Origin of the sequence: Acinetobacter sp. TSRC1-2, assembly GCF_049895885.1 — a bacterium.
Lineage (GTDB): Bacteria > Pseudomonadota > Gammaproteobacteria > Pseudomonadales > Moraxellaceae > Acinetobacter.
This window is the reverse complement of record NZ_JAFCTF010000002.1, coordinates 295,770-320,428: the sequence shown is the minus strand read 5'-3', so window position 1 is coordinate 320,428 and position 24,659 is coordinate 295,770. Positions and strand designations below refer to the sequence as shown.

25 protein-coding genes, 1 tRNA gene and 1 pseudogene are annotated in these 24,659 nt (G+C 39.4%); 13 read left to right on the top strand and 14 right to left on the bottom strand.

Going from position 1 to position 24,659, the window contains the following annotated elements:
- Nucleotides 1–153: 153 nt before the first annotated feature.
- Nucleotides 154–810, bottom strand: coding sequence for a ribonuclease T2 family protein (locus ACP69Y_RS04620; RefSeq protein ID WP_425916554.1), 657 nt, complete (start codon nt 808–810; stop codon nt 154–156).
- 33 nt (nt 811–843) lie between these two features.
- On the bottom strand, nt 844–2,763 hold the full coding sequence (locus ACP69Y_RS04615; protein WP_425916585.1) for a transglycosylase SLT domain-containing protein: 1,920 nt from the start codon (nt 2,761–2,763) through the stop codon (nt 844–846).
- Between the two features lie 406 nt (nt 2,764–3,169).
- On the opposite strand from ACP69Y_RS04615, the gene miaB reads away from it, so the two are divergent.
- The 4 genes from miaB (at nt 3,170) to ACP69Y_RS04595 (ending at nt 6,988) form a co-directional block, all read left to right on the top strand.
- Nucleotides 3,170–4,624, top strand: a complete 1,455-nt coding sequence (gene miaB / locus ACP69Y_RS04610; protein ID WP_425916552.1) for a tRNA (N6-isopentenyl adenosine(37)-C2)-methylthiotransferase MiaB — start codon at nt 3,170–3,172, stop codon at nt 4,622–4,624.
- A 39-nt stretch (nt 4,625–4,663) separates the two neighbouring features.
- Entirely contained in the window at nt 4,664–5,737 is a 1,074-nt protein-coding gene (locus ACP69Y_RS04605; protein WP_131214313.1) for a PhoH family protein, read from the top strand.
- A 20-nt stretch (nt 5,738–5,757) separates the two neighbouring features.
- Complete coding sequence (gene ybeY / locus ACP69Y_RS04600) at nt 5,758–6,240, top strand: rRNA maturation RNase YbeY (protein ID WP_425916550.1); 483 nt, start codon at nt 5,758–5,760, stop codon at nt 6,238–6,240.
- Nucleotides 6,241–6,592: 352 nt separating this feature from the next.
- The gene (locus ACP69Y_RS04595; RefSeq protein WP_425916548.1) at nt 6,593–6,988 is read left to right on the top strand and encodes a hypothetical protein; all 396 of its coding nucleotides are present in this window, start codon (nt 6,593–6,595) and stop codon (nt 6,986–6,988) included.
- A 27-nt stretch (nt 6,989–7,015) separates the two neighbouring features.
- On the opposite strand, the gene ACP69Y_RS04590 is transcribed toward ACP69Y_RS04595, so the two are convergent.
- Nucleotides 7,016–7,894, bottom strand: a complete 879-nt coding sequence (locus ACP69Y_RS04590; protein ID WP_425916546.1) for an energy transducer TonB — start codon at nt 7,892–7,894, stop codon at nt 7,016–7,018.
- A gap of 237 nt (nt 7,895–8,131) precedes the next feature.
- Here ACP69Y_RS04590 and ACP69Y_RS04585 point away from each other — a divergent pair, with 237 nt between their 5' ends.
- The 5 genes and pseudogenes from ACP69Y_RS04585 to ACP69Y_RS04565 all read left to right on the top strand — a co-directional run bounded on the left by ACP69Y_RS04585 (nt 8,132) and on the right by ACP69Y_RS04565 (nt 11,371).
- A complete protein-coding gene (locus ACP69Y_RS04585) occupies nt 8,132–8,812 on the top strand; it encodes a hypothetical protein (protein ID WP_425916545.1) in 681 nt (226 codons plus the stop codon).
- A 175-nt stretch (nt 8,813–8,987) separates the two neighbouring features.
- A complete protein-coding gene (locus ACP69Y_RS04580; RefSeq protein WP_425916543.1) occupies nt 8,988–9,701 on the top strand; it encodes a DUF3108 domain-containing protein in 714 nt (237 codons plus the stop codon).
- Between the two features lie 91 nt (nt 9,702–9,792).
- Nucleotides 9,793–10,368: a xanthine phosphoribosyltransferase gene (locus tag ACP69Y_RS04575; RefSeq protein ID WP_425916541.1), complete on the top strand. Its 576-nt coding sequence runs from the start codon at nt 9,793–9,795 to the stop codon at nt 10,366–10,368.
- Between the two features lie 156 nt (nt 10,369–10,524).
- Nucleotides 10,525–10,920 carry a transposase family protein gene (locus ACP69Y_RS04570; RefSeq protein ID WP_425916539.1) on the top strand — a complete coding sequence of 132 codons (396 nt, stop codon included), beginning with the start codon at nt 10,525–10,527 and terminating at the stop codon, nt 10,918–10,920.
- A pseudogene (locus tag ACP69Y_RS04565) lies at nt 10,868–11,371 on the top strand (transposase family protein). The gene ACP69Y_RS04570 and the pseudogene ACP69Y_RS04565 overlap by 53 nt, the downstream one beginning before the upstream one ends.
- 308 nt (nt 11,372–11,679) lie before the next feature.
- Here the strand turns inward: ACP69Y_RS04565 and ACP69Y_RS04560 are convergent.
- The 4 genes from ACP69Y_RS04560 to ACP69Y_RS04545 form a co-directional block, all read right to left on the bottom strand.
- Nucleotides 11,680–11,826 carry a hypothetical protein gene (locus ACP69Y_RS04560; protein WP_425916537.1) on the bottom strand — a complete coding sequence of 49 codons (147 nt, stop codon included), beginning with the start codon at nt 11,824–11,826 and terminating at the stop codon, nt 11,680–11,682.
- A 406-nt stretch (nt 11,827–12,232) separates the two neighbouring features.
- Nucleotides 12,233–12,841: a hypothetical protein gene (locus ACP69Y_RS04555; protein ID WP_425916535.1), complete on the bottom strand. Its 609-nt coding sequence runs from the start codon at nt 12,839–12,841 to the stop codon at nt 12,233–12,235.
- Between the two features lie 85 nt (nt 12,842–12,926).
- Nucleotides 12,927–14,135, bottom strand: a complete 1,209-nt coding sequence (locus tag ACP69Y_RS04550) for a CsgG/HfaB family protein (protein ID WP_425916534.1) — start codon at nt 14,133–14,135, stop codon at nt 12,927–12,929.
- Nucleotides 14,129–14,509: a hypothetical protein gene (locus ACP69Y_RS04545; protein ID WP_425916532.1), complete on the bottom strand. Its 381-nt coding sequence runs from the start codon at nt 14,507–14,509 to the stop codon at nt 14,129–14,131. Before ACP69Y_RS04545 ends, ACP69Y_RS04550 begins: the two co-directional genes overlap by 7 nt.
- 463 nt (nt 14,510–14,972) lie before the next feature.
- Between ACP69Y_RS04545 and ACP69Y_RS04540 the strand changes: the two genes are divergently transcribed.
- A complete protein-coding gene (locus ACP69Y_RS04540; RefSeq protein ID WP_425916530.1) occupies nt 14,973–15,194 on the top strand; it encodes a hypothetical protein in 222 nt (73 codons plus the stop codon).
- Between the two features lie 200 nt (nt 15,195–15,394).
- Nucleotides 15,395–15,754: a hypothetical protein gene (locus ACP69Y_RS04535; RefSeq protein WP_425916529.1), complete on the top strand. Its 360-nt coding sequence runs from the start codon at nt 15,395–15,397 to the stop codon at nt 15,752–15,754.
- A gap of 133 nt (nt 15,755–15,887) precedes the next feature.
- On the opposite strand, the gene wrbA is transcribed toward ACP69Y_RS04535, so the two are convergent.
- On the bottom strand, nt 15,888–16,487 hold the full coding sequence (gene wrbA / locus ACP69Y_RS04530) for an NAD(P)H:quinone oxidoreductase (protein WP_425916527.1): 600 nt from the start codon (nt 16,485–16,487) through the stop codon (nt 15,888–15,890).
- A gap of 113 nt (nt 16,488–16,600) precedes the next feature.
- On the opposite strand from wrbA, the gene ACP69Y_RS04525 reads away from it, so the two are divergent.
- Nucleotides 16,601–17,848, top strand: coding sequence for a YihY family inner membrane protein (locus ACP69Y_RS04525; RefSeq protein ID WP_425916525.1), 1,248 nt, complete (start codon nt 16,601–16,603; stop codon nt 17,846–17,848).
- Between the two features lie 98 nt (nt 17,849–17,946).
- On the opposite strand, the gene yddG is transcribed toward ACP69Y_RS04525, so the two are convergent.
- From yddG to ACP69Y_RS04505, 4 genes are all read right to left on the bottom strand, one after another.
- Nucleotides 17,947–18,828, bottom strand: a complete 882-nt coding sequence (gene yddG, locus ACP69Y_RS04520) for an aromatic amino acid DMT transporter YddG (protein WP_425916523.1) — start codon at nt 18,826–18,828, stop codon at nt 17,947–17,949.
- Nucleotides 18,825–19,703 carry a DMT family transporter gene (locus ACP69Y_RS04515; RefSeq protein WP_425916583.1) on the bottom strand — a complete coding sequence of 293 codons (879 nt, stop codon included), beginning with the start codon at nt 19,701–19,703 and terminating at the stop codon, nt 18,825–18,827. The genes yddG and ACP69Y_RS04515 overlap by 4 nt, the downstream gene beginning before the upstream one ends.
- 206 nt (nt 19,704–19,909) lie before the next feature.
- Nucleotides 19,910–20,551, bottom strand: coding sequence for a fumarylacetoacetate hydrolase family protein (locus tag ACP69Y_RS04510; protein ID WP_425916521.1), 642 nt, complete (start codon nt 20,549–20,551; stop codon nt 19,910–19,912).
- Between the two features lie 38 nt (nt 20,552–20,589).
- Nucleotides 20,590–21,090 (bottom strand): YcxB family protein, encoded by a 501-nt coding sequence (locus tag ACP69Y_RS04505; protein WP_425916519.1) that lies wholly within the window; start codon nt 21,088–21,090, stop codon nt 20,590–20,592.
- A gap of 164 nt (nt 21,091–21,254) precedes the next feature.
- Here ACP69Y_RS04505 and ACP69Y_RS04500 point away from each other — a divergent pair, with 164 nt between their 5' ends.
- Nucleotides 21,255–22,559 (top strand): SRPBCC family protein, encoded by a 1,305-nt coding sequence (locus ACP69Y_RS04500; protein ID WP_425916517.1) that lies wholly within the window; start codon nt 21,255–21,257, stop codon nt 22,557–22,559.
- An 88-nt stretch (nt 22,560–22,647) separates the two neighbouring features.
- Here the strand turns inward: ACP69Y_RS04500 and ACP69Y_RS04495 are convergent.
- Together ACP69Y_RS04495 and ACP69Y_RS04490 are read right to left on the bottom strand one after the other, a co-directional pair.
- Nucleotides 22,648–22,724: transfer RNA gene (locus ACP69Y_RS04495), tRNA-Arg, on the bottom strand.
- 339 nt (nt 22,725–23,063) lie between these two features.
- A complete protein-coding gene (locus tag ACP69Y_RS04490) occupies nt 23,064–24,533 on the bottom strand; it encodes a patatin-like phospholipase family protein (protein ID WP_425916515.1) in 1,470 nt (489 codons plus the stop codon).
- Nucleotides 24,534–24,659: the final 126 nt, after the last annotated feature.

The window sequence follows — 24,659 nt, the reverse complement described above, 5'->3', positions numbered from 1 at the left end:
GAGGATAGTCAATGCGATTAAATAGTTAGTCCATTTAATCTAATAATCATAAACGCCAAAGATTGTACTCCAATCATTGGCTTGATGCATGCAAAAGAGATAGAACTTCAACAAAAGTCTGATAGGAAATACAAATAAAATGTGGCAAAAAACTTAGTAAGAACCTTTTATAGTAAAGGAATTTGGACAGTTGGTTTCAACTGTTGTTGAACACTGTTTGTACTGTCCATTCGGTTTATAACAAAGTTTGACCTCTGTAAGAATAGGTGTTCCATTCACCGCTGCACAATTAAATTTAATCGCATTCGCCGGTAAAGTCGGATTTAAACGTAAGAACTGTAAGCGAAGATTACTCATATGCATGGTCCGGTTTTCAGGACTGGTTAATTCAGATGGTACTTTTAAACGTTCTGCATAATTAATGACGCTACGAAAATATTGACTTGCATTCATCGGTACACATCCTCCAATCGCCTGCCAAAGCTGGACGCGGGCATTTTCATCCGGCATGACGCGTGCCACCACTTTCGCTTGCAAAGGTGATAAAGCTGCTGAAGCTGCAGTATTGCACTCTGTTTCTGACGTTTCGGGTAATAAGCCCGAAATATTAAGCGCATAGCCTTCTAAGCATTTTCGTTTTTTTGATTTTTGAGTATCCAACATACACACAGCTGGCGTCATTTGCACTACCATTACATACCCTTGAATTGGCGCTGCAAAAATTTGAGATGAAAACAGCCCTAGTCCTGCCCCACTCACGACGAACAGTGTCAACCTTGCTAAAACTGGTGTGTAGTCAAAAACTATCATTTATAAGTTAGACCCCATCAACAAAATTAAAATTTAAGGATTTATTCTCAATGGAATGCTATTCATTCTTTTTTCAATTGATTGCGCGCCTTGTCCAAGCAACACCCCATAATGAGTCGCATTGGTCATTACATGTTTCACATAGTCACGGGTTTCAGTGAGTGGAATACTTTCAGTATATTGATCTGCGGCAATCGACTGCGAGTCAGGTTGCCAACGACGCGCGCGGTTTGGACCGGCGTTATAACCTGCTGTGGCTAAAACTGGACTACTGCTCAATTGGCTCTGAATCATGGACAAGTAAAAAGTGCCATAACGAATATTGGTATTCATATCCGTCAAGGCAGCCGGATTATAGGTTTCGCCCATCTGACGTGCCACCAGTTTTGCGGTATCCGGCATAATCTGCATCAGACCGCCTGCGCCCACATGTGAACGTGCACTGGTATTAAAACGACTTTCCTGACGCATCAACCCATACGCCCATGCAGGATCAATACCTGCATTACGACTATGGCTCACTACATAATTCTGGTGCGGCATAGCATAACGATAAGAATAATTGTGTTTATTTTCAGTCCGATCTGCTGCATAAATTGCCCGATCATACCAGCCCATATCGGTTGCGCGTTTTGCTGCAGCAAGCAATAAACCATCGTCATGTTTTAAATAGGCTTGACGTACTGCCCAGTTCCACTCGCGATTAATATAATTTTCAGGTGCATTGACACGGCGTAAAGCAAAGGCACGACTAAAATGAATATCCTGGCTTAAACGCTGTACATCACTATTTGAAGGCTGAACATTATTCGGAATATTATTATAACGCTGGCCCAGTTTATCTTTGGCCAATAAATTATGATAATCATCACCTTGCGCTAATTTTTTATAGATTTCCTGGGCAGTACGTTTAGCGCCTGCATCGCCACGTTGCTCAGATGCACGTGCTAGCCAGTATTGCCAACGATCTTCCTGTTTTTGCGTCACACTCATGGCATCAATGGCACGAATTAAACTTTCCCAGCTACTGAAACGAATGGCTTGGCGGGCATAAATTTCCGCTTCTTCTGAACTGAAGGGCAATCCGTAACTGGCATCCAAATAATTCAGCACTTCACGGTTGAAGTTATTTTTCATCACCGTGGTACCGCCAATATAGCCTACAGCTCGGTATAACGCTTTTTGCACTTGTACCGGTGTGCCCTGAGCAGCCTTCTGCACTGAAGCTATTGCAGTATTCAAATCACTATCTGCTAAACGTCCCATCGCATAAATTAAATAGGCATGCTCAGCTGTCGATGCCTTCGGTGCAGACCACAAATAATTTAAGGGATTGGCTTGGATTTGATTAAGTTGCGCTAACGATAAACTCATCCCCAAGGTCTGCGCTGTGGCTAAAGCCTGACCCGATTGACCTGCACGTAGCTGCCCCCATAGACGTTGCTGTCTATCCTGCTCGGTCATAAGTGGACTGGAAAGCATCATGCGTCCCAAACCGGTGCAGGAGTCAGGTTGGGTACTGGTCGTCAGCCAGACATCTTTATATTCAGCAAAAACCAGCGGATCGCCTGATTTGGCGCGAACTTGTGCCACTGCACAACTTTCAGCCTGATCGGGGTTGGTGACATACTGTAAAATCGGTTGCGCTGGTGCGAAATCGGCTTGTTTTACTTTTTCTTCGACATAATCTGCTGCTAGTTTTTCGGCCATGGCGGATTGCGGATAGCGTTGGGCAAAATTAACAATATTACTGGAAGGTTGTGCAGATAAATTGGTATTTAGAGACCAATATTCGGGATAATAGCCGAGCACATCATTTTGCATTGAGGCTTTATATTGTTGTAATAGTCCCACATTTCCAGCATTTGCCGCTTGTAGGGCCGCATTAAATTCCTCATCTGCGGCATGGGAAATACAAACGAAACCGGTTGATGCCAAACCTAAAGCAAGCATTTTATAATATTTTTTATTGATTACCTGATTACACATATGCTTGCCTTCCGTCATTTAGTGTTGCCTTGGTCGCATCTCATCATTTTTTAATAGTTTAATTATTATTAAACTACTCTACTGTTCTGTTGTGTAACCTTATGATTAGGCAATATTAATTTTCAATCATTTTTACTCCATAAATCAATCTTCTTGTCGGTTTATTTATCTGTATAAGTTTAGCTTCAATTCCTGCTAAAATATGCGCCTTTCTTGTATTCAAATTACGATCTTAAAAGATTAAGCCAGCATGTTCTTCTTCAACAAGTTTCAATTAAGGATTGAAATGAAAAAGAAAAATTGCTAACCCCATCCTCAATAGGGGAAATCTTAAATTGTGATTTGTTCGATTTATCCTTTAGGAGCCTACATGACGGTTCAAACTTTCATTCCAAATAGTGCCCAAGCTGCTTCAGAAAACACTGTTACCCAGCCACAGCACACCCCAGCCGACGGATCAGTGAAAAAACTGTATATCGAAACGCAAGGGTGTCAGATGAATGAGTATGACAGTCATCGTATGGCAGACCTGTTGGGCGATTCACACGGTTATGTGTTAACCACTGATCCGAAACAAGCCGATATTCTGCTGATGAATACCTGTTCCATTCGTGAAAAAGCACAGGAAAAAGTATTTTCTGAACTTGGTCGCTGGCGCAAACTGAAAGAAAAAAATCCTGATCTGGTGATTGGTGTCGGTGGTTGTGTGGCTTCGCAAGAAGGTGACAACATTCAAAAACGTGCACCGTATGTCGACATGGTTTTCGGTCCACAAACCTTGCACCGTTTACCACGAATGCTGGATCAGCATAGCGATCAGATTGAAAAACCAAAGAAAGATAAAATCAAGCTGATCGATATTTCTTTCCCCGACATCGAAAAATTCGACTTTTTACCTGAACCGCGTGTTGAAGGTTACAAAGCCTTTGTTTCGATTATGGAAGGCTGTTCGAAATACTGTTCTTTCTGCGTGGTGCCTTATACCCGTGGTGAAGAGGTTTCACGTCCTTTAGATGACGTGCTGGCTGAAATTGCAGGTTTGGCTGAAAAAGGCGTGCGTGAAATTTCGCTATTGGGCCAAAACGTCAATGGTTACCGTGGTGAAACTTTCGAAGGCAATATCTGTACATTTGCAGACTTGCTTCGTTTAGTGGCTGAAATTCCGGGGATTGGCCGTTTGCGTTATACCACTTCACACCCGCTTGAGTTTAATGATGACTTAATTCAATGCTACCGTGACCTTCCGCAAATGGTTTCACATCTTCACTTGCCGGTACAAAGTGGTTCCAACGATGTACTGCAAGCCATGAAGCGTAACCACACTATTGATGTTTACATTGATAAAATTGTCAAGCTGCGCCAAGTTCGTCCAGATATGCATTTATCATCAGACTTCATTATTGGTTTCCCGGGTGAAACTGATGAAAACTTTGAAGAAACCTATCAATTCATTAAAGATTTAGATTTCGACCATTCATATAGCTTTATCTATTCAAAACGTCCGGGTACACCCGCTTCAGAACTTTCGGACACTACCCCGGATGATGTGAAAAAAGAACGTCTTGGCAAAGTACAGAAATGGATCAAGCGTTCAAGCATTGATAAAACAGATGCCATGCTGAGAACAATTCAACGGGTCTTGATTGAAAAAGTTTCTGACAAGGATCCAAACCTGCTGGTGGGTACTGCCGATAACACCCGTTATGTATCTTTCATTGGTGATCCTGCTTGGGTCGGGCGTTTTGCAGAAATCGAGATTACCGAAATTAAAACTTTGAATTTTGTTTACGGTGAGCTATTGAATCTTGAGCCTGACGTGGCGTAATGTAAGGTGATCGGTTAGACCACTTTATAAGGAATTCTCTTGACTGCAGCGATTCGACGTACAGTAAATTTTCCTGGTGTTTCAATGGAGCGTTTAAAAGGCATGCTGGGTGCTTATAACGGTCACTTGAAACAAATCGAACAACGTTTAGATGTCCAAATTTCCCATCGAGGTGATGCCTTTTACATCGATGGGGATATTGATGCAGTAGAGAGGGCCGAAAGCCTCTTGATGCGTCTGTATGAAGAAACTGAAATTAGCCAGCAAATTAGTGCTGACACTCTGCATCTGATGATCCAGGGTAGCCAGACAGACCGGGAGTTACAAAGTGATCCAGATCAGGAACATACTGGTCTGGATGAGGTTTGGTTACAGACTCGTAAAGGCCGAATTAACCCGCGCGGCGCCAATCAAAAACGCTATGTACAGCGTATTTTGCAAAGCGATATTTCATTTGGTATTGGTCCTGCGGGTACAGGTAAAACCTATCTTGCAGTTGCAGCCGCAGTTGACATGCTGGAACGCAATGAAATACAGCGTATTCTGCTGGTTCGTCCTGCAGTTGAAGCGGGTGAAAAACTCGGTTTCCTACCCGGTGATTTAAGTCAGAAAATCGATCCATATTTGCGCCCACTTTACGATGCCCTATATGAAATGCTGGGCTTTGAAAAAGTCGCCAAACTGATTGAACGTCAGGTAATTGAAGTTGCGCCCCTCGCCTATATGCGTGGTCGTACCCTGAATCATTCTTTCGTTATTTTAGATGAGGCGCAAAATACCACCCCTGAACAGATGAAGATGTTCCTGACCCGTTTAGGGTTTGGTTCACGCGCAGTGATTACCGGTGACGTGACTCAGGTCGATTTACCGCGTGGTCAGCAATCAGGTTTATCGCATGCTTTACGTGTGATTGATAAAATTCCGGAAATTCACATTACCCGTTTCCACTCTCGTGATGTGGTGCGTCATCAACTGGTACAAAAAATTGTCGAAGCCTATGAAGGTTGGGACAGTGAACAACAGCGTTTAAGTGCTGAAGCTCGGGCAGAACGCAAAGCTCGTCAGGAAGCCTTAATCGCTGAAAATGATGCTGCTGCCGATGCACAGCAGTGAGCTTTAAATAAGGATTCATTTTGAAACTTAGTCTTTCCCTACAACAGGACTTTCAAGCCGCTGAATTGGTCTTGAAACGTGCCTACATTAAAAAAGTTGTAGAAACAGCTTTACGTTATATCGGCACACAAAGTAATTGCGAAATCGGCATTGCCTGTGTCGATAATGACCAAAGTCATAAGCTGAATCTTGAATACCGCAAAAAAGACAAACCCACCAATGTATTGTCTTTCCCAAGTGATATTCCAGATGAAATGGCTGAATATTTAGATGCTTTTCCGCTTGGCGATTTAGTGATTTGTATTCCTGTGGTTTTACAAGAAGCGATCGATCAGCAAAAAACACCCATTGAACATTTCACCCATATGTTGGTCCATGGCATATTACATTTAATGGGTTATGACCATGAAACATCTGAGCAAGATGCCGAGGAAATGGAAGCTTTAGAAATTAAAATCCTGAAAAAACTCGGTTTTGATAACCCTTATACCGAGCAAGACTAGAATCTGACAGTTTAAAAGCGAGCGTAATGCTCGCTTTTTTATACTCCATATTGGGGCTTCACCTCACCCTAACCCTTTCCTTAAAGGAGAGGGAACTTTCAATCTTAATTTAACATCGGTAGTCCCTCCTCCCTGTAGGAGGAGGTTAGGTGGAGGGTGAATCTAATAAAATTTTTATCATTCTCACCCAAGATTTTTTCTAAAAGCATAGAAAAACTCTCTTTTTATTCATGCCTTTTAAACCAGATTCACAATTCTTTGCTTGAAAAGAAACATTACTTCTCTTATAAAAGATCAATCCAAGAAAAATAAAAACACCTTTGAAGACACATTAAAATATAGAGGCACCTTCATGAAAAAAATCCTGACTGCACTCTTCTGCATTTCTTCTTTAGCTTTTAGTTCACCGCTCTATGCCCATAATAAAACTACCTGTAAGCAAGTAAAATTTCAATCTACAGATAGCACGTGGGCAGGACATTATTATTTACAAGGTGTAATGGAAGTGGGTTCAGAACTTTTACTTGAACCCAATGGCAAATTTAAGTGGTATCTTGCCGTCGGTGCATTAGATCAATATGCCGAAGGAACATGGTGGAAAAATGGCAACTGTATTGGTTTAAAAGCCACATCAAAATATGCCAAAAACCTAGAAATATTCCCAACCCGTTTAGAAATTCATGACAAAGATTTAACCGTGACTTGGCTCGGCGGACAGCAAGATGGTGTTTATCGTCTTGCTGAATAATGACCATGCATCCGTTTTAAATTTGACTTATTTCACTTCAAATTCAGCTTCTGCGGGGTCAAAACGCCAAGTTCGGACAATACGGAGTTCTGAAATATCTTTCATCGCTTGATCAAACACACCAAAAGGTGCGGCTTTACGCACGGAAGTTTTTGCAGCTTCATCCAATACGGCATGACCTGAACTCTCAATCAGGCGAATGGCACGAATTCCGCCGTTTTTATTTAAAATCACCATTAAACGGACTTCCCCAGCCAGGCGTTGCACTTTTGCGGCATCGGGATAATAACGGTTACCGTAAAATTCAACTTTTTGGCGGAATTTTTCCAAATAGGCGGCTGAAATATCTTGTTTGGCCTGAATACCATCCACGGTTTTAATTTTTTGCTGACGGCTAAAATTTTGCTGACGCTGTAAATATTGTGCTTCTAAACTTGCCACCATCGCTGCTTTGGCCTGAAACTGGCTATTCAGCTCTTGCATGGCTTTTTTACGCTGATTTTGTTCGGCTTCCTTTTTCCAGCTTAAGGTCGTCATTAACACTTTTTCTTCAAAGCTCAATTCACGCTTTTGCTGTAATCGCTCTAAACTTTCTTGCTGTTGCTCACCTGCACTTTGTTCAAGCATCGGAGCTGGCATATTACTCGACATGCGATGTGCTTCACGAAAAGTTCCAGAACCTTGTTGATCTGCCTGCGCAAGAAAATCAGCATTTTCAACTTTGTCTTTATTCGGGCGTAAAGTCACTGCGATTTCTTTCACTGCCGCATCACTTTCTTCCGGCATGGCAAATTGCAGGCTCAAAAGAATCAAGTGCAAAACCGCAGCTAAAATCACCGCGCCTGTGAAAATTGAATCTTTCCACCATGCATGCATTAAAGGGGCAAAACTAATTTTCTTAAGCATCACATTAAACCGACAAAAAGTCTGGTCCCCAAACTGCCTAAACGCAGTATAAATAAAAACAGTTGCTGCTTTTGAATGAAAAACGAGAACTCAATCAACAAGCCAACTGTAGACAATTAAAATCATGAAAATGGTGCAATTAATTTTGCTAAACTGCAAGATGGAATATCTGTATTTTTAATACTTTCGACAAAATCTCTCAATGTCTAAGAAAATTAACTTGCTAGGATGCCCCATATGCAAACGCTAATATCCAATATTTCTAAACGTATACGCCAGGTGTATCAAAGGGCTGAAGGATTTATTGAAGATGAGCGTGAATTTCCCCTATCTCAAGTTTTTTTGAATGCCACATTTCAGCGCTTTGTCACCGACAATGTCTCCATGCTTAAAGATTTGCATGCTGACTTGCATGAAGACTGGTTACGTTTATATGCAACGCTGGATGTAAAGGGTCTCTATATTACCCTTTCAGTTGATTTAAAACTGGTTCAGATGGAACTCAATAAAGACGTCCAGCTTATTGTATTTGAACAAATTAGTGACACCCAAGTCATTGAAGTTAAATTCAAAAATATTTTCCAGAAACTCGCGGTGAAATTTGCCCTGTTTTTCTATCAAAAAGTGTTGAATAAAGACCCGTTGGGTATGATTTTGGAAAAGCTCAAGGTCATTAAAGTCAAAGATGATTTACTGTATTTGGACTTAAACCGCTGGCTCGGTAAAAAGCGTTCTATCATTGACACTTTGGCAAAGGTTCATGTCAATCATGCTGTTTTACGTGAAGCTGAACTGGTGGTGATGGGCAATGTCAATCTGACCGCATTATTTAGAAAAATGTCGGAACAGCCGGTAGAAAACTGGGCAGTTGAAGAAGAACAGCAGAAAACTCAAGTCAGCCCGCTCAAGCAGAAATAGCGGATGAATTAAATTGTTTTTAGTGATTAAAATCTGTATTTTTAACTGAAAAAAAAACTACATAAAGATACAGATTAGATAAAATTTCGAATTTTATCTTCATAATCAAAGCGCATACTAGCAACCAAGCAAAAAAAATTGCACTTTATTCAAACTTCATAGGAACATTTTACTTATGGCTCACAATGTATTGAAAACGATTGCGTTGGCATCAGGTGTAAGCAGTACACTGTTGTTGGCTGGTTTCTCAAGCCAAGCATTTGCCATGAGTCCATTCCAGGCAAGTTATCAATTTAGCTATAACGGCAAAAATATGGGCTCGGCAACACGTACTTTAAGCAAGTCGGGGAACAACTGGACCTATGTTTTTGCTGCCAAAGCTGGGGCTATTGCCTCTGCAACTGAAACAAGTCGTTTTAGTTTAAATGGCAACCAAATCCTATCCAACAGCTTTAGCCGTAGCAGCAAAATTTTGGTGCATAACAACAGCATGAGCATTAACTTTAATCCAAATGCTAAAACCATTAACACCAAAAAAGATGATAAGGCTCGCTCTTTTGCTTGGAAATCTGGGGTTCTGGATGAGTTAAATGCTGAATTACAATTGCGTGAAGATTTAAAAACTTCGGGTTTGAAATCGAGTTATGCAATTGCAGATGCCAAAGAAGTTGAGGCACGCCGCTTTGTCAAACAAGGTTCAGAAACTGTTAAAACCTCTTACGGTACCTTTGACACCATTAAGGTGGTGATGAAACATGATAAACCTAACCGCGATACAATTTTCTGGTTAGCGCCTAAACTTGACTATGCACCAGTGAAAGTTTCTCACCAAGATGGCAAAACATCATACGGTTTGCTATTAACGGGCTATAAAGGCTCAACGAATTAATTGATTTGATCAATTTCGCTTGCATTTTTTGAGAGCCTTTTTAAAATACGCTTTTGCTTGAAAAAGCATCTGCCCTTAGAGGAATTCTCCCGTGCACGCACTAGAACAGAAAATCTTAACTGAAGGTATCGTTCTATCTGATCAAGTTCTGAAAGTTGATGCTTTCTTGAATCATCAAATTGACCCTGTATTGATGCAGCAAATTGGTAAAGAGTTTGCTGCTCGCTTTAAAGATGCAGGAATCACAAAGATTATTACCATCGAAGCTTCTGGTATTGCTCCAGCAGTAATGGCAGGTTTAGAACTTGGCGTGCCTGTGATCTTTGCACGTAAATATCAATCTTTAACTTTAAAAGACGATTTATATCGCTCTAAAGTTTTCTCTTTCACTAAACAGATTGAAAGCACCATCGCTATTTCAAACAAGCACATTAGCGCGAGCGATAAAGCATTAGTAATTGATGACTTTTTGGCGAATGGTCAAGCTGCTTTAGGTCTTGCCGATTTAATTCACCAGGCAAAAGCTGAAGTTGTGGGTATTGGTATTGTGATTGAAAAATCTTTCCAGCCTGGTCGCCAATTGTTACTTGATAAAGGTTACCGTGTTGAGTCCTTGGCACGTATTAAATCTTTAGAGAATGGTGCAGTTGAATTTGTTCGTGACTAAGTTTCGAACTGAATTTGAAAAAGAGCGCTTAGGCGCTCTTTTTTATATGTGACCTTTGTTTTAAGAGACTAGACCTCTTTCATAAATAAAAAAATGATCTTCTTTTTGATTGATATTTGTACTTCAGATTTCTTAGCATTCGTGCATAATCTACGGATGAAATACAGCGATTCAAAGAAGCTTTCTGAAATCCAGTTCAAGCGATACACAGGTATCTCATGGTCAACCTTCAATTTAATCATTGAAGAATTAAAAAAGCATGGGACAACTAAAGGCAGACCACCTAAATTAAGTATGCAGGATCAGGCTTTACTGTGTCTAAGCTATTGGCATGAATACCGAACTTTATTTCATGTAGCAACGAGTTATGGAGTTTCAGAACCTACAGCCTCAAGAATTGTGCGTCACGTTGAAGATTGTTTAATTCGATCTCATCTCTTTAATTTACCGAAGAATTTGCCTGAAGGTGAAGGGATAGACTGGAATGTGGTAATTGTAGATGCTACAGAAATTCCGATACAAAGACCTAAAAAAACAGAAGAAAAGCTATAGTGGCAAGAAAAAAACACACACCTTTAAAGTACAGGCCTTAATTCACTATAAAACCCAGCAAATACTGAGTTTATGTACGAGTCATGGTGCAGTCCATGACTTTGAGTTATTCAAACGAAATTTACACCAGATTCCTTAAGGGTCTTTTATCCTCGCAAATAAAGGCTATCGAGGGATTTATACGTTGTATCTAAATAGTCTTTTACCCTTAAAAGCCAAAAGACGATGTAAATTAGATCCTGAGCTAAAAATTTATAATCAGGCAATCAATAAAAGAAGAATAGGTATTGAACATGTATTTGGCAGCCTAAAAACTTTCAAAATTCTTGCTGAACGCTATCGAAACCGAGGAAAAAGACTCGGTTTAAGATTCAATTTAATCGCTGGGATTTACAATATGGAATTGAACAAAAAAGTGATTTATGACAGAGATCTACTGTATTTGAAATAGATATACTGATTAGTGTCTACCAAATCACTTCCTATTTAATTTTTGCAATCTCTAAAACTTCTCTTTTCAGTCTTTCAAGCTCCATACAAACTTTTCCATCCAGTTTAGGCCTAACCTTTTCAAATTTAATTTTTAACAGATCTAAACTTCCAGCATCATTTCAAAAAGAAGTTTTGGCGTCCTAAATCATCCGTTGCATTAAAATCCTCATAAATTATTTTTAAGCGAAAATCCATAATCTTTTTTTTAAATGAGTACATGACTCGTTCTTCAAAGCCTGTTAGACCCATCATTATCGTAATACAGTCTCAACTCTCTAAAGGTATATCGTAAGTTTTATTCTTAAGTCTATTTTTCAGTATATTCTCAACATAATTACGAGCAAGTCCCAATTGCGTTAATTGATCTTCATCTAATACTTCTTTACTTGATTCACTACTCATCCACACTTGCATAAAAACTCCTAATAATCTGATTCTTTTTATCAAAAAAAACCCGACGTCCTGTCGAGGTTTTTCGTATTGGGTCAATGAGTATAACTACTGTCACACCTTACCTTTCTTGTCATTTATTTTCTTATTTTTATCTAAAGCTTCCTGCTCTTTATATTTAGCATCATAGAAAATAGCAATCAGATGCTCTAGACGCAGAAGCCCTAAAGTAATGTGCACTTAGACGTACAAATCAGAGTGGTTTTTATCCCAAAAGTTATCCTCAGAAGTCAGAGATTATTTTGGATAATAAAGGCGCCAAGAAATCTGCAAAAGAATTAAATCAACAATTTATATTTATTTTATTGTAAAATAAAAAGGTCTAACTATCCGAAAATAGTTAGACCCTGGATCATATTGAAAGGTGGATTTACTTTACAGTCACTGTAATGCTACCGGTGTTCACAGCACCGATTGCTGAAGTTTTGATGCCATCAATATGATTCTCAAATCCTCTGGTATTTACAGATGCATCAATAGCCCCAGTATTAAAGGCTAAATTCGCTGCACTGTAATTACTCAGAGTTTCAGAGAATTGATCATAAACGTCGGTATTCAGTGATGCACTGATAGAGCTTTCGAACTCTGATGACCGTTCAGTACGCCATTCTTCTAAAGTACGCGCCGCACTTCTTTCAGCATCAAGAGTTGCCTCTAATGTACCCGTATTCACAGCACTGAAGTTACCTTGCTGTAGGTTGATACTTCCTGTGTTTACTGCACCCAGTGCTGAAGTTTCTACCGCGATAGCGTCTCCAACATTATTTAATGAATTAACCCCTCCAAAAGTGTTGACGGTTGCATCAATATTATTGGTATTGATTGCAAGGTTAAGCGCCGTACCATTTTCTGCCCTTTGAGATAAAACACTTAGGGTGGATTGTAAACCAGTATCTACAGTGATCTCTTGAGCATTTGCCATAACTGCACTGGACAGGAAGGTGACAGATAAGGCAATTGTTTTGATAGTCTTATTCATAGTTGTTTTCCTTTTCTAATTTTGAAGTACTTCTCGCTAAGCACTTCTTTTTATAATGAGAGCGAGCTCATTTTTTATATATTTTTTAATCACGCTGAGTTGTTGACCAGTAATTTTCTATCATTGCCGGATTGACATTCCACAGCGTCGTAGTCTTTTCATCTTCTTTTTCTTTATCGACTTTTTCTTGAGTATCTTTTTCTTTATTCATTTTGCCTGAAGAAGATGAACCTTGTTTCTTGCTAATGTATTTTATCAGGTCCTGTTTGCTCATTTCAGGCTCGCCTTCAGGATTTTGAATCAGCTCAGATTCTTTATTCTTAGGCGGCTTAGTATCCTTGCTGGGTGAGTTGGTCGATTTATTTTTCTCATTGGATGAACTTGTGTCATGTGAGTAAGATTCCAGCAGCGATCTACCTGAATCCACAGTATTGTGTTTCTGGCTTTCCTTATACTTATACAGGGCAACAGAGCTTCGCGTTAACTCTAAGCGGCCAAATTCAGGGGGTATTTCAGTGCGGCAGCTTTCAAATGTTGTGGGCGGAATCACCTGACTGAGCAATTCAAAAGTTGCCAGATTTAACATTTGGCGCAAGGCAAAGTTTGTTGCCTCTCTCTCTCCTTTTCCGACCTGGATATTCAATAAAGTATGACCAGCAAACCTGCCTGCATTTATGCCGTAATCCTGTGCGGCAATTTGCTTCTGCAGTGAAACATTGGCAACGACTTTACTGCTGCGTGTATCGGTCAAGGACAAATCTAAACCGACCATAATTCGGGTTTGACTGTAATTAGGGCCAACACCGCCAATCTGCATATCAAAACCGCCACCCGGAATAAAATCCAAACTGTTAATACTGCCTGTCACATAATAATCAGAAGCCTTGATCTGCCTTGGATCCCGAATTCCCCACTTGGCTTCACTTTCTATAATACGAGGATCACGCCGGTTCAATAAGCTCACCCCAGCCTGAAATAACGCAGATTGCACCATATCTCCAGCACCTTGGGTCACCATTTTGCCACTACCGCCATTGGTCATAATATCTTTGCCGGTTTGGTCTAAAATTGCGCCAACAGAGAAATTGACATCATTGCGCAGTTGCCCTTTCAGGCAGGATAAGGCCATATCAAAAGGGGTAAAAATATCAGTAATCGGCGGTCCTTGCACAAGGCTGACAGGATCCTTGTTTGTAAGCGCCAGACCTGTACACCCTGTCAAAAGATGGCTAAAAAGGATCGTGATGCTTACAGAAGATATGTTTCTTCTATTCAGCCGAGGGAAGTTCAACATAATGTTGCTCCCCCAGGTTGAGTGCTTAAGTTAGGACATTGCTGATTATTTTGGGTGGTAGTCGAATTTACAGACCCGTCATTGGCAGTATCATTCGAAATGTCTACACCGTTGTTTGAACCATTGATATTCACATTACTAGTAGCCGAATTCACTGTACCTATAGAACTTGTCGATGTGCTGTTTATCGTAGTCTTTCCTAGTCCAGAATAATAATCTGAATCCATGAGTTCAATCAGATTTGCTTGAACTAAATTCTCACTCGAGCGGTTAGTTGATGCTTTCCATCGCGAACTCCACTCATCAGATGTTGCATAAGTGTTACTCAGAAAACATAAACAAAATAAACCCACATAAATTACTGATATTCTCATGGTGTTTACTATCCTTTAAACTAAGATGTTTATTTATTTTCATTTAGTAATGTTTAATTGTTAGTTTTTAATTTCTCTAAGAAAGATTAAATCACATAAAAAAAATAAAATGTAAAATTTATTATAATCTATATATTTTTACCCTTAAAAAATAATTCATCCCATTGTTTTAATTATATTTATTTTTTATTTTATTTATTTTTTAATTGTAAGAAATCATTATAAAAAATTCTAAAAATTTGAAATTCACATGAAAAAATCAATTAAATTAATATATTTTTTATATTGAAAATAATAAAAAATTTTATTAATAAAGAGTAAAATTTCTAGATTGATTCAGTTTATGAAACTGTAAATTTTGATTTTATTAAACTTTTTATGGGAGTGTGAACAACCTCTCACTTTATTATAAATATAACAAATCAATCATAATTAAGTTATTTGTACAGGAATTCTAATAGAAATGTGGTTTTTTCAGAATACGATTAGAATTTCACAGAAAGAGATCAACCCGAATGATAAAATGTTATCGGGTGATGAATTCTGGGGAAATGATCAAGCTGCTTTAAGTCTTGTTGATTTCATTCACCAAGTAAAAGCTGATGTTTTAGTGGATGATAGAAAAACCTTTCCAACCAGACTTGCTGATTGTTACTTGATAAAGGTTACTCTGTTGAATCTTTAGCACCAGTAAAATCTTTAGAAAACGATTGCATTTACAACTCAGATAAACTTCTATGACTTTCATTCAGCTAGAATCAAGTTGCTGTGAAATGTTCCTGACCTGGTGTGTCAGAACATACATACTCTAAATTGTGATGGTGCATTATCTGTTTGAAGTAATAAACTGGCTTCATTCCAAGATAACCAAAAGATAAATAATTGATGGAAAAATTTATGCAATGTCCTAAATGCGGATCTTCTGAAGTGGAAAAACGAGATCACGAGAAAAACATCAAGACAATAAGTGGCATCCTTCTTACTTCCGCGGGTGCAACAGCAGGTACAGTCGGTGGCGCAGCAACGGGTGCCTCAACTGGGGCAGCCATTGGTGCCGTTGCTGGACCATTGGGAGTTATTTTCGGTGGAACCGTAGGAACATTTGTAGGAGCAATTGCCGTAGGGGTCACCGGTGGTATTTTAGGAAATATCTTTGGCAAAAAAGCCGGTGTAATTATCGATAAAAATGTGTTCTTAGATTACAAATGCCTAAAGTGCAATCATCGTTTTAAAGAAAAAGCATAACGAATTAGCGCTTAAATTTTATACTGCAATTAAAAAAGACCATTCATTTTAGAACGGTCTTTTTATTTTTATAAATCGATAAAAATTCTAGCTAGAAAGTCACCTACTTAAGTTCCCTTTCCACTTTAGAAAATTATGAATTTGTCTGTAGTTTTTTAACCACATCACCCAATCGCTTGCCCTGCTCTTCACACAAGACTTTTTCATCCTGGCTTAGGCCCAAATCATGCCGCGGACCACTGACATGGCTTGCACCATACGGCGTACCACCCGATTTAGTATTAGATAATGCCGGATTGGCATTCGGCAAACCCATAATCATCATGCCATGATGAAATAAGGGTGGAAGCATGGTCAGCAAGGTACTTTCCTGTCCGCCATGCATGGAGCCTGATGAGGTAAAAACACAGGCAGGTTTTTGGTGCAAAGCGCCATTTAACCAAAGACTGGTGGTCTGATCCCAAAAATACTTCATCTCAGATGCCATATTGCCAAAACGGGTTGGAGAACCGAGTGCCAGACCGGAACAATTCGCCAAATCATCTAAAGTACAATAAATATCCCCTTCGGCAGGAATACTGGGCTCCGCTTCTTTGACCACTGTCGATAAATTTGGAACAGTGCGAATTTTTACAGCCATACCTGTAGATTCAATACCGTTGGCAATTAAGTGTGCCATTTCTTTAGTCGAACCATATTTGCTGTAATATAAAACAAGAACATAAGACTGCATAATTTTTATAAACGAAGCTAAAAAAGAAAACTATACGGTATTTTTCCTATTTTTTGGTTAAGCTTGATCATGAAAATTCATAAAGATGATTAAAAAATTGAGACTTTATACCTATGTTAGAAAAGTACTTAAAAAAGCACCCTTTTTATGACAAGACCTGGTTTCAGTTTGTTTTATTTGTGATAAGACGATTTGAAGCAGACCGTTGTCGTGAACAGGCAGGTTCCTTAACCTATACCACGCTATTTGCAGTAGTGCCCATGCTGACTGTTTTCTTGGTCATCATTTCTTCCATTAAAGCGCTTGAGCCGGCAAGGCAACAATTACAACAACTGATTTATAGTAATTTCTTACCCCGAACCACGATTGCTTTTGATAAAGCCTTTAATGCTTTTACCGATAAATCCAGCAATCTGACCATCATCGGGATTTTATTTCTATTTATTACCACCGTGATGATGCTAACCAGTATTGAAACCGTATTTAACCGGATTTGGCGTGTTCGTGAAACGCGTGGTGGCATTATTGGATTTATGCGCTATTGGACCATTATTTCTCTCGGTCCAATTGTGTTGGGTAGCGCATTCGTTATTTCATCTGCCGTGGCCTCTTTAAATGTACTGAGCAATAATTTTGCCGGCTATGAATTAAATGGCGAGTTTATCTTTTGGGGTATTTCTTTTGCCCTGACCATTCTGGGATTTTTCATTTTAAATTGGACCATTCCCAACCGGAGTGTTCCAATCAAGGCGGCTTTGATTGCGGGGACATTCAGTGCGGTGGTATTTGAATTACTCAAGAATCTGTTCGGTTTCATCATGTCCAACTTCACCAGTTATGAAATTGTTTATGGTGCTTTTGCCGCTGTGCCGATTTTCCTGTTATGGATTTTCTTGTCCTGGAATATTGTATTATTAGGAGTTGAAATCAGTTATGCACTAACCGCTTTTTATTCAGGCAAAGAACAGAAGCGTCATCCTGTAATTATGCTGCTGGATTTATTGGAACTGTTTTATAAAAAACAACTGAAAGGTGAAAGTGTCTCTGATGAAGAAGCTTTAGGCATTTTGGGACGTGAAGAAATTGGGCGCTGGCCTTCTTACGTACTGATGCTTGAAAAACAAAATTTGGTCAAACGTACCGACAATGACCATTTTGTTTTAGTGCGCAATTTGGATCAAGTCGATTTCTGGCGCTTCTATACCCAATTACCCTATCCACTTCCACGCCGTCAAGATATGGGAAATATTCATCCTGACGATGAATGGATGCAAAAACTGGGGCCTGCACTGATTGAAGCGGATGACTATCTTTCAGCAAAATTGGCGATTCCTTTATCCAAAATTCTGGAAGAGAAATAGAACTCTATTTCTCTTACTCCGCTCAGTATTGAAAATACTTTACCTTAGATGGAAATATCTCTCCTTCCTCTTAAAAGAGGAAGGAACATGAATAAGACTTAAATTTCAGAAGTACTCTTCCAGCAAATTACGGCCCCAAAAGTGACTAAGCATGTTCCGATCCAAAAGGTAAAATTCGGGGTTGTATTCAAAATTAGCATCGACATACAGGAAGATAAAACAGGCATAAAATAGGTAGCAAGAATCAGCAGTTTTATATTGCCAAACTGCAAGCTCTGATTCCAGTTGCTATAAGCAATCCCCACCAAACCACCTGTTAACGCAATCAATAACCACATATTCAACGGTGGAAAAATAAAAGCCTCATCCATAATAAAATGAATGCCCCATAAGGCGATCGCTGTCACCATAAAAAATAGCGGTACAGCATTTTGCCCTTGGGCATATTTTTTGGTCATTACGCTATAACATGGCCAAAGCAAAGCCCCTAAAAATGCAAAAAAATAAGCGATTGGATTTTGTTGCAGTATGTGCAGAAATTGATGCAAATTCAAAATGTCCGGATTAACCACCAGCAATAGCCCAAGCACAGAAATAATAAAGCCTGAAATAACTGGCCAACGATAATTCAGCTGCTTGGCCAGTATTGAAAATACAATCGTAAGCGGCGGCCACAAATAATTAATCATTGCAATAATCAGCACCTGATCATGATTTTGTGACAAGGCAATCGAAACTAAAAATAGAATTTCATAAGCCACAAATAAAGCGCCACAGCCCCACACATAAGCTTTCGACATGTGCTGAAAACGCGGCAGTCCATTCAGCACTAAAATAGCCATTGCACTAAAACTATAAATCAGGGCAATGGCTGAAACAGGACTTAAGGATTCAGTAATCAGTTTAACCACTGCAACCAGAGTTGCCCAAATCAAGATCGATGAGAAGCCTATCCAGGTGGCGTTATTGAATACTTTCATAGGCTGCTGTTTTTCGGCTTTAACCAGCCCTGTAAACTCACCACCAACACACCCATCATCACCATGACTATACCAATAATAAAGTTCATTTCGATGCTTTCATTGAGTAACCAAACGCCAAACAACATGCCAAACAATGGCGTTAAAAATGAAAATACACCTAAACGTGAAGCCAAATAACTTTTCAGCAGCCAGAACCAGATCAGATAACTTGCAAATGAAATAGCCACGCTATGGAAAATCAGACTACCAATCGCAAGGTTTGTCCAATGAATGCTGGCTTTTCCCAACACGAAAGTTAAAGGGAATAAGAATACAAATCCACCAGCCAATTGAGAGAACAAAGTCTGAGTGGCGGGAGCATCTGAAAGCTTGCTTAAACGTACCGCAACCGTGGTGGCTGCCCAGAGTATGCCAGCCAGTAAGGCGAGAATATCACCAAACAGCATTTGCGATAGATCGTGCCCTGAACTGCCATCGCGTCCCACAAACGTCACCACGATGCCTAAAAATGCGATAAAAATACCGCCCCACTGCAAAATGGATAATCGTTCTGAAGGCAGTTTCCAGTGCAGACCCAAAGCCACAAAAATAGGTGCGGTATAAAGTAAGACAATGGCATGCGAAGCAGAAGTAAACTGAATGGCGTGAGCAAGCATAAAAAACTCAGCTGCAAATAATAAAGCTACAGCCAAACCAGGATACAAATAATCTTTGCTCCACAGTGAGTTCCCTTGCGCAAGCTTGATCAACGGATAGACCATTAAGGCAGACAGTCCTGATCGCAAAGCAACTTGCATTAAAGCAGAAATATCAGGCGCTGCCATTTTCAAGACAACTTGTTGTAAGCCCCAAAGAATACACAAGCCAAACATGATGGTAGAGGCTCGTACATCCAGTGCCTTGCGTTCTATCACTATTTTTCCTTGAAACTTACCGTATTTTTTACGCGTCCGAAGATACGCTAAGCCTCCCAATTTTGAAATTGGAGATCATCTGATTCGAGATAATTTGAAAAGTATTCTGTGTTATATCTATTTAAAAAAGGACCGCCAAAGCAGTCCTTTCATTCATTCAAAGCTTAAGCCTGAACAAAGGTTTTCCAGACAAAATCTTGGCTTTGACCTTGCAACGTCATGGTCAATTGATCTTCTGCTTTTAATGCAGCTACACCTGAAGGTGTACCGGTCATCACCACATCCCCTTCTTCTAGGGTAAAGACTTGGCTGATGTCGGCAAGCAAAGTCGCAATATCAAAAATTAGTAGAGATGTATCACCTTTTTGACGTAGCTCATCATTGACATGCAAGGTGTAGTGCACATTTTTCCAGTCTTCGATTTCTGAAAGCTCAACCCAATCTGCCAGGATACATGAACCATCATAGGCTTTGGCGCGTTCCCAAGGCTGACCTTTCTTTTTCAGGTCATCTTGTAAATCACGTAGCGTCAAGTCCAAACCTAAAGTCACCGCACCCACGGCTTCAAGCGCTTTGGCTGGATTAGTTTCCGCTTTTAAAGTGCGGTCAATACGCAAGCTCAATTCACACTCATAGTGGCAATTGCCCCAAGCCGGGTTCCATGAAATGCCTTGTTCCAAGGTCGCCAGAGTACTTGGTGGTTTAATAAATAAAACTGGACGATCAGGAATGGCATTGCCTAATTCTTTGGCATGGTCTGCATAGCTACGACCGACACAGACAATTTTAGATGGACGTGTACTCATGATCTTCCCTTTCAATTCACTTTTAAATACTTTGAGACTTACTTTTTGAATGTATTTTCAAATATGGTTTGATCCGCAGATTGCTGCTCAAAAGCACGTTTCGGCACAATAATGACGGTACGATTTTTTAATTCAAGCATATAGGTGAGCTTACCTATAGCAAAGTTTTGTACTTCGCTGTAGTTGAAAATTTGCTTACGACCATTGGCATAAATTTCTGCATAATCTTGAAATAATTCGATGCCTTGTTCACTTTTGCCAAACTGGTATTTCACAAATTGACGTTTAAACATCATCGGTAAAAACCAGTAACGCATAATCAACTGTAAAATTAAAAAGAAAGCGCCAAGCGCGACGTAATAGCGACCTACACCATTAAAGCCGAGGTAAAAACCCCAAACAATGATTCCGATACTCACCAGTGGCGTAATAAAGCGCGTGAGTTGTTTTTTACCAAAAGTCGCAAGTGCAAAACCATCTTGTGATTCTTCCAGGTTTAAGGAATAACGTAGCGATACCGCCGGCTTGGTCTCTGACATATTTAATCATCAAATTATTACAACAATTGCGCTAGATATTACACCAGATTAGCCTTTTCCTTCTTGTTTTTGCCGGCTAAAATTACATAAGTTTGCTTCACAATTGCTAGGAAATTAATTAAAACATCAGCACACACTCATAAAAAGCATAAACAGGATGGGATATGCGAAACAATAAAAATAAATGCCGCCTCTTGATTCTGTGCTGCTTGTTTGGCACGCAGACTTCGGCAAAAATTGTTGCATGGAAAGAACAGATTCCCAGTAGCTTAAGTGTGTTTCAAGGTAAGGCTCAACCACTGGCAGACTTAGCCGCAAACCGTATTTTGATTTATGCCCATCCTGCACAGGCGATTACGTTGCCAACCTTTAAAAATCAGCAAAGTATGACAGCTAAGTTTTATACGGGTGCAATCGTTGTACCCACCAATAGCCAAAATGTAGCGCGGCTTTTAAGCAACTATAGCGGGTACAATCAGCTATTTCCGACCTTGAAATCTGCAAAGGTATTGGAACAACAAGGCAATATTACCCAGATGAAATATCAGGTGTCTATTCCCACTCCCATTCCAATCTTAAACTTTAAAGAAAATGTGGTGATGCAGCATCATTTAACCGCCCACAGTATTTCCACCATTGTGCTGGATGCGCCCATTCCTTACGGCGCGGGAAAAATTGAATGGTTTGATTTAGGCGGAAATAAGACTTTAATTACCATTACCCAATGGGGTGACTTAAGTCATCCCAAAGGCTTTTTATTCAGTACCATTTTGAATGCTCTGCCTGAAGCCAAACTTGGCATTCCCTCAGGTACCAACGCTTTTTTGTTAGAAGCCTTACAACAACGCTTTAAAGTCGCCACTTCAGAGACCTTAAAAGTCGGAGAATTACCTGAAACCCCATTAAGCTTGAGCCAGGTTCAAAAAATTGCAGCACTAAGCCAGTTCTCGCAAGAACCCGTCTCGTTTATTTTGCCATCCAATAAAGTGCCCTATTCGCATGGCTTGGAAAGCTTGCGTTTTAGTAGCAGCTATCAATATTTTGCCAAAAGCCCGCAACAGTTAAAGTATTGGCTGAGTGCTCCTGCTTATCAGGAACTTTTTCCACGTCAGATTAAAGCCATCGAAATTAAAAAAATTGATCCCAACACCTTTGATGCTGACTATAAAATTTCAGTCGGCTTGGGCGTGATTAATATTCCATTCGATTTTAAGCTGCGTTTTGACTACCCCCACAGTCTGGAAAATGAGTTTAAGGCGGTAGGTGGTGACTTGCAATTTGTTAAGGGCGGTATGCAACTGATTCCGCAAGGCAACGGCACCTTATTGAAGGTCACCAGTGCCATGAAAATTCATGACAAAGCGCCTTTCCTGCTTCGAGCGATGCGAAGTATGCCTTATCACGATATGTTACCAGCCCTTGGTGGCAATACCGTATTGGCATTGAAAATTAAGCAGAAGATGAAATAATTGTTTAACATATTTAATTTATTCTAGGCACAAAAAAACCGCAATTAAGCGGTTTCTTCCAGTTTTATATCTGTCGATGTGATCAAGTTGGTGCGCTCAGAGAGATTCGAACTCCCGACCCCTTAGTTCGTAGCCAAGTGCTCTATCCAGCTGAGCTATGAGCGCGACGTCTTGATGTGCTGCATTATACGCGTTTTTAATGCGCTGTTAAGTGCTTTTTAACAAATCCGTCATCAAGTGAACAGTTATTGGGCGAAATTGAATTTTTTATCTGTTTTTTAAACAAAACGCCCAATTTAGATATTTCTCATAACATCTTTCCCAAACATTGATCTTAAAGATCATCACTGAGTCTTGAAAATACATCAATGCTCTAGATTATGACACTCAGGAAACTGATTTGATTGGTAGAGATAGAGGTGAGGCCGTTTAGAACATCACCGGTGGTTGCTAGAATATTCAGCAACCATAGGAAAATACGCATATAACTTTTTTTAAATATATTTATGGGAATAAAGAGAATTTTTTAATTTTCTCTTTTTTTTCTTGATAGGCTTGGGTATCCGCCACAATTAATTGTTCTCTTAAATTTTTATATTCTTCCCAATTAAAGGGTGGAATTGTATTCGGCAAATAAGGTTTTTGTTTGTTACTTGAAGCATATACTTCATTTCCACAAATGAAGTCACATGCAGCTTTTGCCCCTAATGCAAACAGTGCGGCTTTTTTTTCATCCGACATATTAAAGTCAAGAATACCAAATGTATCTGATTCATTGGGCTTAAATTTCCCCCATATTTTTTTCACAATATTATTCGATTTATTTTTATGATTTGGCACATATTTCTGCGAAGTATCTACATATGTAATCAATTGTTTGTAATCATCATTATTAAGCAAAAAAGTATAATCATTGGTATGAATGGTGGTTTTGACGAGTGCGGTTAAATAGTCGGATAGACTGTCTACTGTTGAGGCTTTTTTCCTACTCACATCGAGTTTGACTCCAAAGGTGGGACATAATGGAATGCTGTCCCGAGAATGAAAAACATCAATTGGAAAGTTAGAGATCACACCCCCATCAACCAGATAAGCAACTTCAGGAAGATCCCCTTCAAAGCCCGTTAATACCTGCCAAAATTTTTCACGATTTTCGGGTATGTTATTGATTCGAACAGGTTCAAAAAACAACGGAATGGACATAGAAGCCCTGACATAGTGTTTGGGATGAACTTCTAGGGGATTGTTCCAGTATAAATACCCCATTTGAGGAAAAATAATTTTACTTTCAGTTGTAATATCTGATGCAATAATAGCCAATTTATTGGTTTTGAAAGTATTTTCAAAGCGTATCTGATCAAGAACCGGGTATTTTCTTTTGCTGATTTCTCTGATTTTTAAATTTTTGTTCTCTAGTTTTTTAAAAAGTTTAGCCGTTGTTGAGACTTTATTCTGATTTAAAATACTGTCTAACCAGTTTTCAAAATACTGTCCCGGATTGATACCCAATTTATTTTTGCTAAACTTTCCGAGAGTTAAAAGACCTAACAGTTTTGGAAACATTACAAAAAGTGGAGAATCTTTTTGCTCAATATCACTCGCTAATTCTTGAGCTAAAATGCCACCATCAACAAAACTTTTTAAATCCATTTTATTAAAAATAGCAAGGAGCTGTTCACTTTTCTTGTCAGAGGATTGCCCTAAAGCTGCAAGAACTATTGCGTTTATTGCACCTGCTGAAGTTCCAGCTAAGTTTAGAAACCGAATACCTGCTTGTTCAAGCGTGTAGGTATAACCGATTAATGCAAGTCCCCAGACCACACCTCCTTCTAATACCAAATCAATATATTGGTTACCTTGGTGATCGGTAATATCCGAGATTGGCTGCTCCGTAATTTTATTTCGAATTGAATTGATATAGCCATTTTGGCCATGAATGTGTTCATCATCTTTGATTAACGCCAGTAGAGCCATATTTAAACCCTCACTATTATAATTTCTCGGACGTAAAACCTTTTTATTGAATCAATAAACTAAACCTAAATATAAAAAATTTCTATGTTTGAAATTCTTTCTGACAAATGCGGTGCAGCATATTTT